The sequence below is a fragment of the Pandoraea aquatica genome (assembly GCF_902459565.1).
In the GTDB taxonomy this organism is placed as follows: domain Bacteria; phylum Pseudomonadota; class Gammaproteobacteria; order Burkholderiales; family Burkholderiaceae; genus Pandoraea; species Pandoraea aquatica.
Genome location: NZ_CABPSN010000009.1, coordinates 18,016 through 32,120 on the forward strand (window position 1 = coordinate 18,016; position 14,105 = coordinate 32,120).

Annotated in this window: 11 protein-coding genes; 5 read left to right on the forward strand and 6 right to left on the reverse strand. The window is 63.8% G+C overall.

The window, feature by feature from the left end; genetic code table 11:
- Positions 1–256 precede the first annotated feature (256 nt).
- Positions 257–3,823 (forward strand): indolepyruvate ferredoxin oxidoreductase family protein, encoded by a 3,567-nt coding sequence (locus PAQ31011_RS22620; RefSeq protein ID WP_150577949.1) that lies wholly within the window; start codon positions 257–259, stop codon positions 3,821–3,823.
- 146 nt (positions 3,824–3,969) lie between these two features.
- Here PAQ31011_RS22620 and PAQ31011_RS22625 read toward each other — a convergent pair whose 3' ends face one another.
- A complete protein-coding gene (locus tag PAQ31011_RS22625) occupies positions 3,970–6,249 on the reverse strand; it encodes an NADP-dependent malic enzyme (RefSeq protein ID WP_150577950.1) in 2,280 nt (759 codons plus the stop codon).
- Between the two features lie 159 nt (positions 6,250–6,408).
- Between PAQ31011_RS22625 and PAQ31011_RS26500 the strand changes: the two genes are divergently transcribed.
- Positions 6,409–6,564: a hypothetical protein gene (locus PAQ31011_RS26500; RefSeq protein ID WP_174990240.1), complete on the forward strand. Its 156-nt coding sequence runs from the start codon at positions 6,409–6,411 to the stop codon at positions 6,562–6,564.
- Between the two features lie 21 nt (positions 6,565–6,585).
- Here PAQ31011_RS26500 and PAQ31011_RS22630 read toward each other — a convergent pair whose 3' ends face one another.
- Complete coding sequence (locus PAQ31011_RS22630; protein ID WP_150577951.1) at positions 6,586–7,833, reverse strand: MFS transporter; 1,248 nt, start codon at positions 7,831–7,833, stop codon at positions 6,586–6,588.
- A 387-nt stretch (positions 7,834–8,220) separates the two neighbouring features.
- On the opposite strand from PAQ31011_RS22630, the gene PAQ31011_RS22635 reads away from it, so the two are divergent.
- Positions 8,221–8,910: an orotate phosphoribosyltransferase gene (locus PAQ31011_RS22635; RefSeq protein WP_039393823.1), complete on the forward strand. Its 690-nt coding sequence runs from the start codon at positions 8,221–8,223 to the stop codon at positions 8,908–8,910.
- A 114-nt stretch (positions 8,911–9,024) separates the two neighbouring features.
- Positions 9,025–9,426, forward strand: coding sequence for a fluoride efflux transporter CrcB (gene crcB / locus PAQ31011_RS22640; RefSeq protein WP_150577952.1), 402 nt, complete (start codon positions 9,025–9,027; stop codon positions 9,424–9,426).
- Positions 9,427–9,482: 56 nt separating this feature from the next.
- On the opposite strand, the gene PAQ31011_RS22645 is transcribed toward crcB, so the two are convergent.
- Complete coding sequence (locus PAQ31011_RS22645; RefSeq protein WP_150577953.1) at positions 9,483–10,364, reverse strand: helix-turn-helix transcriptional regulator; 882 nt, start codon at positions 10,362–10,364, stop codon at positions 9,483–9,485.
- 146 nt (positions 10,365–10,510) lie between these two features.
- On the opposite strand from PAQ31011_RS22645, the gene PAQ31011_RS22650 reads away from it, so the two are divergent.
- The gene (locus PAQ31011_RS22650) at positions 10,511–11,308 is read left to right on the forward strand and encodes a class I SAM-dependent methyltransferase (protein ID WP_150578091.1); all 798 of its coding nucleotides are present in this window, start codon (positions 10,511–10,513) and stop codon (positions 11,306–11,308) included.
- 115 nt (positions 11,309–11,423) lie between these two features.
- On the opposite strand, the gene PAQ31011_RS22655 is transcribed toward PAQ31011_RS22650, so the two are convergent.
- The 3 genes from PAQ31011_RS22655 to panS form a co-directional block, all read right to left on the reverse strand.
- Positions 11,424–12,206: a peptidylprolyl isomerase gene (locus tag PAQ31011_RS22655; protein WP_150577954.1), complete on the reverse strand. Its 783-nt coding sequence runs from the start codon at positions 12,204–12,206 to the stop codon at positions 11,424–11,426.
- Positions 12,207–12,278: 72 nt separating this feature from the next.
- Positions 12,279–12,839, reverse strand: coding sequence for a DapH/DapD/GlmU-related protein (locus PAQ31011_RS22660; RefSeq protein WP_039393831.1), 561 nt, complete (start codon positions 12,837–12,839; stop codon positions 12,279–12,281).
- A gap of 286 nt (positions 12,840–13,125) precedes the next feature.
- On the reverse strand, positions 13,126–14,079 hold the full coding sequence (gene panS, locus PAQ31011_RS22665; RefSeq protein ID WP_150577955.1) for a ketopantoate/pantoate/pantothenate transporter PanS: 954 nt from the start codon (positions 14,077–14,079) through the stop codon (positions 13,126–13,128).
- Positions 14,080–14,105 lie beyond the last annotated feature (26 nt).

Sequence of the window (14,105 nt, forward strand, 5' to 3'; positions counted from 1 at the left end):
CGATCGGCAACCCATGGAACGTCGCCGCCAACGTCATCCGTCGTCAGGCAATGGCATGACACCGGTGCTACCATGAGTCCGACTGGCATCAGCATCACGAAAAAAGGCCCCGCCCGACGAGTGACATCACGAATGTGAGCCCTCGGAAGCGCAAAATCAAAAGGCCGGCATTCACGCTGCCGTCCTGCTTCACGAGAGCGGGAGGGGCAGGAAGTTTTGGCGATCCCAAAATCAGTGAGAGTGAGGAGCACACCCCATGAACGCCCCCGTCAATCCGAGCTTGCTGGCCGCACTAGAATCGGTCACGCTCGACGACAAATACACGCTCGAGCGCGGTCGCGCTTATATGAGCGGCATCCAGGCCCTGGTTCGACTACCGATGTTGCAGCAGGCGCGCGACGCCGCTGCCGGGCTCAACACCGCAGGTTTCATTTCGGGCTATCGCGGCTCGCCACTGGGCGGTCTCGACCTCTCGCTATGGAAAGCGAAGCAACACCTCGCCGGTCATAACATCGTCTTCCAGCCGGGCCTGAACGAAGACCTCGCGGCGACCGCCGTGTGGGGCTCGCAGCAGGTCAATCTGTATCCCGCCAAGTTCGATGGCGTGTTCTCCATGTGGTACGGCAAGGGCCCGGGCGTCGACCGCTCGATGGACGTGCTCAAGCACGGCAACTCGGCCGGCTCGTCGAAGCACGGCGGTGTGCTGGTGCTTGCAGGCGACGACCACGCCGCCAAATCCTCCACGCTCGCGCACCAGTCGGAACACGTCTTCAAGGCGGCCGGCATTCCGGTGCTGTTCCCGTCGAACGTGCAGGAGTACCTCGACTACGGTCTGCACGGCTGGGCGATGAGCCGCTACTCCGGCCTGTGGGTCGCGATGAAGTGCGTGACGGACGTGGTCGAATCGTCGGCCTCGGTGATGATCGATCCGCACAACGTCGACATTCGTCTGCCGAACGATTTCATCATGCCGCCCGACGGCCTGAACATTCGCTGGCCCGATCCGCCGCTGGTGCAGGAAGCGCGGATGATCGACTACAAGTGGTACGCCGCCCTCGCCTACATTCGCGCCAACAAGCTCGATCGCGTGACGGTCGACTCGCCCAACGCGCGCTTCGGCATCATGACCGGCGGCAAGGCGTATCTCGACGTGTGTCAGGCACTCGCCGATCTCGGTCTGGACGACGCCACGTGCCAGCGCATCGGTATCCGTCTGTACAAAGTGGGCTGTGTGTGGCCGCTCGAAGCGCAAGGTGCGCGCGCGTTCGCACAAGGGCTTCAGGAAATTCTGGTGGTTGAGGAAAAGCGTCAGATTCTCGAATACCAAATCAAGGAAGAGCTGTACAACTGGCGCGACGACGTGCGTCCGCGCGTGTACGGCAAGTTCGACGAGAAGGACGGTGCCGGTGGCGAATGGTCGGTGCCGATGGCCAACTGGCTGCTGCCCGCGCATTACGAACTCTCGCCGGCGCTCATCGCCAAGGCGATTGCCACACGACTGGAAAAGTTCGAGTTGCCGAGCGACGTGCGCGAGCGCATCGCCACGCGTCTGCGTGTGATCGAAGCGAAGGAACAGGCGCTGTCCAAGCCGCGCATCGCCGTGGAGCGCAAGCCGTGGTTCTGCTCCGGCTGCCCGCACAACACGTCGACGAATGTGCCTGAAGGCTCGCGCGCCATCGCAGGTATCGGTTGCCACTACATGACCGTGTGGATGGACCGCAAGACGGACACCTTCTCGCAGATGGGCGGCGAAGGCGTGCCCTGGATCGGTCAGGCACCGTTCTCGTGCGACGAACACATCTTCGCGAACCTCGGCGACGGCACCTACTTCCACTCGGGTCTGCTTGCGATTCGCGCAGCGATCTCGTCGAAGGTCAACATCACCTACAAGATTCTGTACAACGACGCGGTCGCCATGACCGGGGGCCAGCCGGTCGACGGCACGCTCACCGTGCCGCAGATCGTGGCGCAGGTCGATGCAGAAGGCGCGGCGAAGATCGTCATCGTGACGGACGAGCCCGAGAAGTACGACGGTGTGAAGCTCGTCGGCGACATTCCGATTTATCACCGCAGCGAACTCGACCGCGTGCAGCGCGAATTGCGTCTGGTGAAGGGTACGTCGATCCTGATTTACGACCAGACGTGTGCCACCGAGAAGCGCCGCCGCCGCAAACGCGGTGCGTATCCCGATCCGGCCAAGCGTGTGGTCATCAACGAGTCGGTCTGCGAAGGCTGCGGCGATTGCTCGGTGAAGTCGAACTGTCTGTCGGTGGAACCGCTGGAGACGGAATTCGGCACGAAGCGTCAAATCAATCAGTCGACGTGCAACAAGGACTTCTCGTGCCTGAACGGCTTCTGCCCGAGCTTCGTGACGGTGGAAGGCGGCCAGTTGCGTAAGCCCAAGACGGCACAGGTGGATAGCAGCGGTCTGCCGCCGTTGCCGGAACCTGCACTGCCCACGATTGCGCGTCCATACGGCATTCTCGTGACGGGCGTGGGCGGCACCGGCGTGGTGACCATCGGCGGTCTGCTCGGCATGGCGGCGCACCTGGAGAACAAGGGCGTCACGACGCTCGACGTGACCGGCCTCGCCCAGAAGGGCGGCGCGGTGACGAGCCACGTGCAGATCGCGCAACAGCCGGAAGACATTCACGCCACGCGTATCGCCATGGGCGACGCGCGTGTGGTGATCGGCTGCGACGCCATCACGACCGCCAGCGACGACACGCTCTCGCGTGTCCAGCACGGCGTGACGAACATCGTCGTGAACAGCGCTCACACGCCGACGGCCGAGTTCATCCGCAACCCGAACTGGCGTTTCCCCGGCGCAAGCACGGAGAACGACATTCGTGCGGCGGCCGGTGACAACGTCGATTTCGTCGACGCGAACCATCTCTCGCTGCGACTGCTCGGCGACACGATCTACACGAACCCGTTCGTGCTGGGCTACGCGTGGCAGAAGGGCTGGGTGCCGCTCTCGTACGCAGCCCTCACGCGCGCCATCGAACTGAACGGCGTGGCGATCGAGAAGAACAAGCAGGCATTCGAGTGGGGACGTCGCGCTGCACACGACCTCGCTACCGTGCGCAAGCTCGCGCAACAGGGTGAAGCGCCCGAGTCATCGGCCACGGGCGGCAAGCTGATCACGCTGCACTCGCCGCGTGCGCTCGACTTGCTGATTCAGCGTCGCTACGACCAGCTCGTCGCGTATCAGGATCGTGCATACGCAGAGCGCTTCAAGCAGACGGTGGACCGTGTGCGTGCAGCCGAATCGGCGCTGCCGAACGAGAATGCGCAGATGCCGCTGACGGAAGCCGTCGCCCGTGCGCTGCACAAGCTCATGGCCTACAAGGACGAGTACGAAGTCGCGCGTCTGTACACCGATCCGGCGTTCATGAAGAAGCTCAACGAGCAGTTCGAAGGCGACTTCTCGCTGCGCTTCCATCTCGCACCGCCGTCGCTCGCCAAGCACGACGACAAGGGCCATCTCGTGAAGAAGGCTTACGGTCCGTGGATGATGAAGGCGTTTGGCGTGCTGGCGAAGTTCAAGGGCCTGCGTGGCGGTGCGTTCGACATCTTCGGCCGGACGGAAGAGCGTCGCACCGAGCGTGCGCTGATCGGCGAGTACGAGACGCTGGTGAACGAGCTGTTGTCGCGCCTGAACGAGCACAACGTTTCGCTGGCCGTGCAACTCGCGGAGCTGCCGCAGGAAATTCGCGGCTATGGGCACGTGAAGGAACAGAACCTTGCCGCGACGCGTATCAAGTGGACGAAGTTGCTCACGCAGTTCCGCGATGGCGATTCGCATCGCGTAGCGGCTTGATTCGCTGACACTGACGAAACGGCTGTCCCATAAAAAATCCCGCCAGCGCGTAAGCGACTGGCGGGATTTTTTTATGCGCTTTCGACGGTGACAATCACCGGCCATTCAACGACTACTGGCCAGCGAATGTCCCCGTCAGCACAGCATCAACGCGTGACGTTCGCCGCAGCGACGGCCGTCATGTTGATGATGCGGCGCACGGTCGCGGCCGGGGTCAGGATGTGAACCGGCTTGGCGCAGCCCAGCAGGAACGGACCCACTGTCACGCCTTCGCCGCCCGTCATCTTGAGCAGGTTGTACGTGATGTTGGCCGCTTCCACGTTCGGCATGACGAGCAGGTTCGCTTCGCCCGACAGACGCGATGCCGGGTAAGCCGCGCGGCGGATCGTCTCCGACAGTGCAGCGTCGCCGTGCATTTCGCCGTCCACTTCCAGCGACGGGGCACGTGCGGCCAGCAGTTCGGCGGCGCGAGCCATGCGTTGAGCGGATGCCGACTTCACGCTACCGAAGTTCGAGTTCGAGAGCAGCGCCACCTTCGGAGCGATGCCGAAACGCTCGATTTCCTTCGAGGCCAGCACCGTCATTTCGGCGAGCTGTTCCGACGTCGGCACTTCGTTCACATACGTGTCGCTGATGAACAGGTTGCGGTTCTCCAGCATCAGCAGGTTCATCGCCGCGTAGTTCTCAACGCCTGCTGCACGGCCCAGCACCTGATCGACCACGTCCAGATGGCGGTGGTACGTATCGATCATGCCGCAGACCATGCCGTCGGCTTCGCCCAGATGCACGAGGATCGCACCGATCAGGGTGTTGTCCTTGCGCATGGCGGCCTTGGCGACTTCCGGCGTCACACCATGGCGTGCGCCAAGGTTGTGATACGCCTGCCAGCAGCGCTGATAGCGCGCGTCGTCTTCCGGATTCACGATTTCGAAGTCGACACCCGGCTTGAGCTTCGAGCCGATCTTCTGCAGACGCATTTCCACCACGGCCGGACGACCGATGATGATCGGCTTGGCGATACGCTCGGCCAGCACGAATTGCGCAGCGCGCAGCACGCGCTCGTCTTCGCCCTCGGCGAACACGATACGGGCGGCGTCGTTACCGAAGCGGGCACGCGCGGCGGCGAACACCGGACGCATGATGAAGCCGGTGCGATACACGGTCGTACCGAGTTGTTCGCGGTAGGCGTCCATGTCCTTGATCGGACGCGTGGCCACACCCGAATCCATCGCGGCTTGTGCCACGGCCGGGGCGATCTTGATGATCAGACGCGGATCGAACGGCTTCGGAATGATGTATTCCGGACCGAATTCGAGCGACTGGCCTTCATAGGCACGCGCGACTTCTTCGCTTTGCTCTTCTTCCTGCGCCAGTTCGGCGATGGCGCGCACGGTGGCGAGCTTCATCTCTTCCGTAATGGTGGTGGCACCCACGTCGAGCGCGCCACGGAAGATGAACGGGAAGCACAGCACGTTGTTGACCTGGTTCGGATAGTCCGAACGGCCGGTGGCGATGATGCAGTCCGGACGCGCAGCCTTCGCGATTTCCGGGCGGATTTCCGGCTCCGGGTTGGCGAGCGCGAGAATCAGCGGCTTCGTGCCCATCGTCTTGACCATGTCGGCGCTCAGCACGCCGGCGGTCGAGCAGCCGAGGAACACGTCTGCGCCGTTGCTGGCGTCGGCCAGCGTACGGGCTTCGGTCGCCACAGCGTAGCGCGCCTTGCTCTCGTCGAGCTTGTCGCGGCCGGTGTGAATCACGCCCTTCGAGTCGAGAACGAGAATGTTCTCTTTCTTGAGGCCGAGGTTCACCAACAGATCCAGACAGGCGATAGCGGCAGCGCCTGCGCCCGAGCAAACCAGCTTGACCTTCGCGATGTCCTTGCCGACGACCTTCAGGCCGTTGAGGATAGCGGCCGAAGCGATGATGGCGGTGCCGTGCTGATCGTCGTGGAAGACCGGAATCTTCATGCGCTCACGCAGCTTCTTCTCGATGTAGAAGCACTCGGGCGCCTTGATGTCTTCGAGATTGATGCCGCCCAGCGTCGGCTCCAGCATGGCGATGGCTTCGACCAGCTTGTCCGGGTCGTGCTCGGCAAGTTCGATGTCGAACACGTCGATGCCCGCGAACTTCTTGAACAGGCAGCCCTTGCCTTCCATCACTGGCTTGGCGGCGAGCGGGCCGATGTTGCCCAGACCCAGCACAGCGGTACCGTTGGTAATCACACCCACGAGGTTGCTGCGCGACGTGTAGCGATTGGCGGCGAGGGGGTCTTCCGCAATCGCTTCACAGGCGTAGGCCACGCCGGGGGAGTAAGCCAGCGACAGATCGATCTGGTTCGACAGCGGCTTGGTCGGCGTCACCGAGATTTTGCCCGGACGCGGATTCTCGTGGTACGCCAGGGCGCTTTGTTTCAGTTGTTCATCCATATCTCGATACCTAAGAACTGGGCGACGGCCGGGCCCGTGCCGCATGCGGGCGGTGTCTGGGCTCAGCCGTCTTTTGACGGATCACGGCGGGGGGAAGAGCCAACCGGAGGGATTCGGCGATTGTGTCGTCGACGGGGTTCTTCGCAGCGCAATGGCGTGATGACCATCGCTTCCCCGATCCTGAATACCGCGCTCGCGCGCGTCGGACCGTGGGACTTGCGGTGGCCGGTGCTCACCGCAGGACGCAAAGTGTACACCTTGCGCCAGAAGCGTGATGCCGCACGCGCAGCAAGGCTGGCGTGCGGCTGGGATTGACGTGGCGCCTACCGGAGCGCTTTAAACCAGCGCCTCGCCACGACGTTCCGGAATCAGGAACAGCGTCGCGAGAATGTCGAGCACGTAGATGCCCGCGAGGAACACGAGCGCCATCTTGAACGAGTATGCGGCCGCCAGCGCGCCGACCGTCAGCGGGCCGAAGCCGCCGACCGCACGGCCGATGTTGAACAGCACGTTTTGCGCCGTGGCGCGCGCCGCCGTCGGATACAGCTCCGAAATCAGCGCACCGTAACCGCCGATCATGCCGTTCACGAACATGCCCATCACCGCACCGCCGATCAGCAGCGAGAACTGCGACTGAAGCTGCGCATAGACGAACACCATCACGACCGCGCCGATCTGGTAGCCGATGAACGTGGGACGACGCCCGAACCGATCGGCCAGACGGCCGAACAGCCAGATGCCGAACGCCATGCCCAGCACGGTCACCGCCGTCCACATGGCCGACTTGGTGAGCGAATAGCCGAACGTCTTCGACAGATACGAAGGCATCCAGATCATCAGGCCGTAGTAGCCGAAGTTCTGCACCGAACACAGGATGGCCACGCCGAGGCTTGCGCGCGTGGTCGCACAATCTTTCACCAGCAGCTTGAGCGGCGCATGTTCGCGCGGCTGTTGCTGTTGCGCGAGGAACATCTCCGGTTCGCCCAGCGTGCGACGCATGACGAACGACACGACCGCCGGCAGCAGGCCGACCGCGAACATGCCGCGCCAGCCGATGACCGGCAGCAGCAGCGGCGTGAGGAGTGCCGCAGCCAGCACCCCGGCCTGCCAGCCGAGACCGACGAACGACGACGCGCGCGCACGGCGTTCCGGTGCGCAGGCTTCCGCCGCCAGCGCCATGCCGATGCCGAACTCGCCGCCCAGACCGATACCGGCAATGGTCCGGTACGCCAACAGATCCCAGTAACCCTGCGCGAGCGAGCACAGACCGGTGAAGACGGCGAACAGCAGAATGGTCCACGAGAGCACGCGCACGCGGCCGTAGCGGTCCGAGAGCATGCCGAAGACGATGCCGCCGACGACCGCGCCGATGAGCGTCCACGTCACGAGTGCGCCCGACTGCGCGCTGGAGAGCGCCAGATCGGCCGCGATGGCCGGCAGGATGAAGCCGAGGATCAGCAGATCGAAGCCGTCCATGGCGTAGCCGATGGCCGAGGCCCACAGGGCGCGGTTCGCGTAAGCGGTGTCTTGCTTCGGCACGGCGGAGGCCGGTGCGGCAAGGGAAGGCGAGGAATCGTTGGGCATGGGAAGGGTCTGGACCGGTCTGAATTTCGGCGAGAGTGTATGCCTGTCATAAAGGCTCGGCAACTGTCTCTTTTTTTGGACACATCTGTCGTTGGGCCTTTTTCATATGCGCCGTGCGCTCACACTGTGCGTATCAGTGCGTCGACGAATGTACGCTCAGTGCATAATTGACCTCGCATTTGCTGAAACTTGTGGCATAATTCGCGTTTAAGCGCAGGCCGTTCGTCGCAAGACGTGCCGCCCGCTGCCTCAGACGGTGTCCCGCCGCAGTAAGCTGTTCCTCTGCGTGGCGTGTTTTGCGCGGTAGTTGGCGCGGCACACCGCTGACTCATCAACGACTCCTGGCTGCGCGCCGCACGGCGGGCAGCTACGCTAAGGAACCGCATCATGATTGGCATCGACCGCCAGGCGATTTCCGACATCACCGCCAAGATCCTGCTCGAAGTGGGCGCGGTGCATTTCAACGCCGAGAAGCCGTACATCTTCACCTCGGGCTGGGCCAGCCCGGTCTACACCGACTGCCGCAAGCTGATCTCGTACCCGCGCGTGCGCCGTACGCTGATGGACTTCGCAGAAGCCGTGATCATTCAGGACGTGGGCTGCGAGCAGTTCGACACGGTCGCCGGCGGTGAAACCGCAGGCATCCCGTTCGCTGCCTGGATCGCCGACAAGCTGATGCTGCCGATGCAGTACGTCCGCAAAAAGCCGAAGGGTTTCGGTCGTAACGCCCAGATCGAAGGCGATCTGCCGGAAGGCTCGCGCGTGCTGCTCGTCGAAGATCTGACGACCGACGGCCGCAGCAAGATCAACTTCTGCAAGGCGCTGCGCGAAGCCGGTGCGAAGGTGAACCACGTGTTCGTGGTGTTCCACTACGACATCTTCCCGGAAAGCCGTCAGGTGCTGAAGGACATCGACGTGGAGCTGCACTCGCTCGCCACGTGGTGGGACGTGCTGCGTGTCGCCAAGCAGCAGAACCACTTCGACACGAAGACGCTCGACGAAGTCGAGAAATTCCTGCACGCACCGGCCGAGTGGTCGGGCGCGCACGGCGGCGCCACGTCGTTCCCGAAGGACTAAGTCCTTTGGCCATGTCAGTGGCAACGCACGCAGTATTCGCTTGAGAGGCGAGGACGGTCAGCCCGAAACGGCTGGCCGTTTTTTATTCTGTGGGATGGTCGGGAGGAATCACTCATGTTGGCTTCGGTCGTCGCCATCAGCCTCGGGGCTTCGCTCGGCGCGCTACTGCGCTGGGTACTGAGCGTACAACTCAACGCCATTCTGCCGACGCTTCCTCTCGGCACCCTCGCTGCCAATCTCGGCGGCGGCTATCTCATCGGCATCGCCGTTGCGGTGTTCAGCTACATTCCGTCGATTCCCGTCGAGTGGCGGCTGTTCGTCGTCACCGGGTTCCTCGGTGGCCTCACCACTTTCTCCACGTTTTCCGCCGAAGTCACCACGCTGCTGCGCGAAGGCCAGATCGGCTGGGCGTCGCTCATCGTGGTCGTGCACGTGGGCGGCTCGCTCGTCATGACGCTGCTCGGCATGGCCACCGCCACGCTGCTGGTGCAGTGGCTGCGCCCGGCGGCGGGTTGATCAGCCGGTTAGCGGCCGCTTGGCGATAGGTCGACGCAATCGGTCGACCTCGTGGCTCACGCCAGCAACATCACCAGCTTGACGTCGTCATGCCCCGACAGGCGGAACGTCACCTGCGCGAAATCGATGTCGCCGCGCGACGGGTGATGAAAACCGCGCCGTCCCCCTTCGCGCTCCACCACATCCTGCTGCGACCACAGCGCCGCGAACACCGGGCTCTCGCGTTGCAGTGCATCGGTCAGCGCGCGCACCGGCGTGTCGTCCAGATAGGCGCTGCATTCGGCGCGAAACTCGGCAACGACGCGCCGCGCACGGCTTTCCCAATCCTGAATCAACGTCCGCGCGCCCGGGTCGAGGAAGATGTAGCGCAGCAGGTTCTTCATGCCTGCGCCCCCTGCATTCCCCGCACCGCCTGACACGCCCGGCGCGTCGAGCCATCCACGAAAGATATCGGCCGCCGCCGCGTTCCAGGCGAGCACATCCCAACAGCGATCAAGCGCGTAAGCAGGTGCCGCGACCGCCGCCACCGCCGCTTGCACCTGCGCTGTTGCGTGATGCGGCAGCGGCGCTGCACCGCGCTCCGGGTCGCGCTTGCCTGCGAGATCGAACAGATACGCCCGCTCGGCGCGCGAGAGCCGCAGCGCAGTCGCCACGGCCGCCAGCGCCCCCGCTGAGATCGACACCTCCCTCGCCTGCTCGATCCATGTGTACCAGGTCGACGACAAGCCGCATAACTGCGCGACCTCCTCGCGACGCAGCCCCGGCGTGCGACGTCGGCCCATCGGCGGGAGACCGACGGCGGCGAGCGTCAGCCGTTCGCGATGGGCGCGCAGGAAGTCGCCGAGTGCCCGGCGCTGACGGGCATCGTCGCTGTGGGGCGAAGTCGGCGTATGCTCGGCCGAAGGCGAGGACTGCGTGGGGATGGGGGTAGTTTTCATACCAGGATAAACAGGCAACTTGTACCGGTATCGATGAGCCATTATCGTGAGACCCATCGATGTCGCGCAAGCCCCAGATACACACGGCGCAAGACGCGACAGATTGCGCCCCGCCCCACCAACGAAGGAGACTCCCCGTGAGCCACATGAGCGACACCCCTCGGTCCAAAGCCACTGCCTCCCATGAGGCTCACAATGCCGTCGTCACCGGCCAGTTCGGCCCGCAGGCGTCGGCCTATCTGACGAGCGCCAACCATGCGCAGGGCGCCGATCTGGAGCAACTCGCCGCGATCGCCCGCGCACACCCGAATGCGCAAGTCCTCGATCTGGGTTGCGGCGCAGGTCACGTGAGCTTCTTTACCGCGCCACACGTCGCCCGTGTGGTGGCTTACGACCTCTCGGCCGACATGCTCGGCGTGGTCGCGGGCGAGGCGGCCAAGCGCGGGCTGACGAACGTCGACACGCAACTCGGCGCAGCCGAATCGCTGCCGTTCGCCGACGCGTCGTTCGACCTCGTCTTCAGCCGCTACAGCGCACACCATTGGGCGGACGTCGGCGCGGCACTGCGCGAGATGCGCCGCGTGCTCAAGCCGGGTGGCCGCGTCGTAATCTGCGACGTCGCCTCCAGCGGACAGCCGTTGTTCGACACCTATCTGCAAGCGGTGGAAGTGTTGCGCGACACCTCGCACGTGCGCGATTACACATCGGGCGAATGGCTGACGATGGCGGCAGGCGCAGGCTTCTCGGTGGCATCGCTCACCCCGCGTACGCTCGACCTCGACTTCAAGACGTGGACGACGCGCATGCGTACGCCGGAACCGATGCAGGTCGCCATCCGCGCGCTGCAAACGGCGATGGCGGACGGTGTGCGACAACATTTCAAGATTCAGGACGACGGCTCGTTCACGCTCGACACGCTCACGCTCGAACTGATCGTCGGCTGACGACGACGGACGTCAAAAAAGGGCGCTGCCCGAGCCGCTTCCTTGGTGAAGCCGGCTCGGGCAGCGCCCTTTTGTATTGCGCCTAATGCACCTAATGCACGTAGTGCGGTGCCGATTACTGCACGCGCGTCGGTCCTTCGCTCTCGTTCCAATCGGGCATATCGTGCTCGTCGTTCGCGCCACTGATCTCGGCGGCGTCCGCGAGCAACGCGACATAGTGACGTAGCGCACGTGCGCGCGCCTGCTCGTACAACTGTGCAGCAATGCGATCGGCCACGCGCTCGAACGGCGGCATGCGGCCCTTCACCCGACGCTCGATGCGCAGCACATGGAAGCCGTAACGCGTATTGACCAGTCGGGGCAACACCCCTAGCCGGTCGCCGCAGAACAGCACCAGTTCGAACTCCGGCGCACCGCTGCCACGCGCGAGCATGCCGAGGCTGCCGCCACTGCGTCCCGACGGACAATCCGACATGGCCTGCGCGACGGTTTCGAACGACGTCGGCTCCGCGAGCACGGCGTCGAGCGCGGACTGCGCGCGCCCCAGCGTGCTGGACAGCGGCACGCCCGCCGACAAAGCAAACAAGATGTGGCTCGCCTGCACTTTGTCGCCCACGCGGAACTGCCCGGCGTGATCGTGAAAGTAGGTCCGGCACTCGGCTTCGGTCGGATGCCGCACCTGCACGTCGCGCGTGAAGAGCGCATCGACGACAGCGTCGTCGCTAGCCCCCGCGTCCTCGGACAGCAGGCGCAGATCGCGCGCCCGCTGCCGCAACAACTCGCGACTCACGAGTGCGCGTTGCGCCGCCGCTTCCGGATCGGCCGCGTCCCGATGCTGATCGATCTCATCGGCGACGCGGCGTGCGTCGATGACAATACCGTTGACACTCAAAGACATGACGGACTCCAACAAAACGTTCACGGCCACCGCGCACTCGCCAGCAGCATGCTGGCGAGTCGCCACCTATCGTCAGAACTCGTTCTGAATCCGACGATAGGCGCGCGCGAGCTGCACATTCGTGCGGCTCACCGATTCGGAGAACTCGCGCGCATCGACAGTGACCTTCGGAATGGTCGCGAGATCGGTCTCGCGGCTGATGTGTGTGGTCGAGGGAATGTAGAAGTTCTCGGGAATATCGCGCCCGTCGATCACGCTGTTGTGCCGCACCACCACGCCGTCGTGCACGACGCAGTTGAACAGCACCGAGTTGAAACCGATGAAGACGTTGTTACCGATGACACAAGGTCCATGCACGATGGAGCGATGAGCGATGGACGTGTTCTCGCCGATAGTCACGCGTGCGCCGTCTTTCGAATGGATCACGACCCCGTCCTGAATATTGGAATTGGCGCCGATCACGACCGGCTCCATCTTGCCGTCTTCGTCGACCTCGTCGGCGCGCAACACCGCATAAGGTCCGATAAAGACGTTCTCGCCCACGATGATCTGGCCGCACAAAATGGCCGTGGGATCGACGAACGACGTTTCGTGCACCACGGGGTAATCCCCGCGCGGATTCTTTCGCAACATGCTTGAGACACTCCAGACCGCTCGCTCGTACGCCGGACCACGACAGCACATCGCGCAACAAAGCCATACGCGCAATGCGGACTGTCGACGCTGGTCACGTCGGAATACGCCCTGTGGGCGAGCGGGGGAAGGGAAACACGGACGGGCGCCGTGCTACAGACTCTCTCACCGCCGCGAACGGTATATCGAAGTTGTAGGCGATGAGAGACGGAAAGGCAAATGTCCGCGATGACGGTGCGGACTCCCGTTGCGCGCCGCACACACCGGTGCGCGGCACAAAGAAAATTCAGTGCGTCGGACGCGTTGCCGTCGCCTGGCTGTCGTTGGCCGTGCCGGTCGGGCGACCGCGCCAGTAACCCGCGAGCAGCGAGCCCGAGAGGTTGTGCCAAACGGAGAACAGTGCCCCCGGCAATGCGGCCAGCGGCGTGAAGTAGACCTTGCCGAGCGTGGCAGCCAGACCCGAGTTCTGCATGCCGACCTCGATGGCCAGCGTGCGGCAGATCGATTCGTCGAAGCCCAGCAGACGACCGCCCCAGTAACCGCCGAGCAGCCCCAGTCCGTTGTGCAGAATCACGCCCACCATGACCAGCGGCCCCACCGTGGCAATGTTGCCCTGATTCGCCCCGACGACGGCGCCGATGATGAGCACGATCGCCACCATCGAGACCAGCGGGAGAACGCCTTCGATGGCACGTACCACGCGGCCGAAGAAGTGATTGATGAGCAGACCCGCGCCAATCGGCAGCGCCACGATCTGAAGAATCGACAACAACATACCCTCGACGTCCACAGCAATCGAGGCATCGACGTACAAGCGCGTGAGCAGCGGCGTCGCGAACACGCCGACGAGGGTCGACATGGCACTGATGGTGACCGACAGCGCAACGTCGCCGCGGGCGAGATAGATCATGACATTCGATGCCGTGCCGCTCGCTACGCTGCCAACAAGCACCATGCCCGCCGTCAGATCGGGGGGCATGTGAAGCACGCGTGCAATGATCCAGGCGGCCAGCGGCATCACCAGATAGTGCAGCACCACACCCGCAACGATGGGGGCGGGACGGGTGAACACACGCTTGAAGTCGTCGAACGTCAGCGTGACGCCCATCGCAAACATCACCACGGTGAGCAGTGCCGTGACATGCGGCGTGATGCCGGTGAAACTGCCCGGCGAGAAGAAAGCAAAGACGGACAGCAGCAAGGCCCACAAGGGGAACAGCCGGGTGACACGGGCGATCATGAGAGTCTCGGGCGCAAAAAGTTAAT

Bases quoted from the DNA above. Each gene is read 5' to 3' on its own strand.
- PAQ31011_RS22645 (WP_150577953.1), bottom strand. From the start codon at position 10,364: ATGAAAACTACCCCCATCCCCACGCAGTCCTCGCCTTCGGCCGAGCAT.
- PAQ31011_RS22655 (WP_150577954.1), bottom strand. From the start codon at position 12,206: ATGTCTTTGAGTGTCAACGGTATTGTCATCGACGCACGCCGCGTCGCC.
- PAQ31011_RS22660 (WP_039393831.1), bottom strand. From the start codon at position 12,839: ATGTTGCGAAAGAATCCGCGCGGGGATTACCCCGTGGTGCACGAAACG.
- PAQ31011_RS22630 (WP_150577951.1), bottom strand. From the start codon at position 7,833: ATGCCCAACGATTCCTCGCCTTCCCTTGCCGCACCGGCCTCCGCCGTG.
- PAQ31011_RS22625 (WP_150577950.1), bottom strand. From the start codon at position 6,249: ATGGATGAACAACTGAAACAAAGCGCCCTGGCGTACCACGAGAATCCG.
- PAQ31011_RS22635 (WP_039393823.1), top strand. From the start codon at position 8,221: ATGATTGGCATCGACCGCCAGGCGATTTCCGACATCACCGCCAAGATC.
- panS (WP_150577955.1), bottom strand. From the start codon at position 14,079: ATGATCGCCCGTGTCACCCGGCTGTTCCCCTTGTGGGCCTTGCTGCTG.
- PAQ31011_RS22620 (WP_150577949.1), top strand. From the start codon at position 257: ATGAACGCCCCCGTCAATCCGAGCTTGCTGGCCGCACTAGAATCGGTC.
- PAQ31011_RS22650 (WP_150578091.1), top strand. From the start codon at position 10,511: ATGAGCGACACCCCTCGGTCCAAAGCCACTGCCTCCCATGAGGCTCAC.
- crcB (WP_150577952.1), top strand. From the start codon at position 9,025: ATGTTGGCTTCGGTCGTCGCCATCAGCCTCGGGGCTTCGCTCGGCGCG.
- PAQ31011_RS26500 (WP_174990240.1), top strand. From the start codon at position 6,409: ATGACCATCGCTTCCCCGATCCTGAATACCGCGCTCGCGCGCGTCGGA.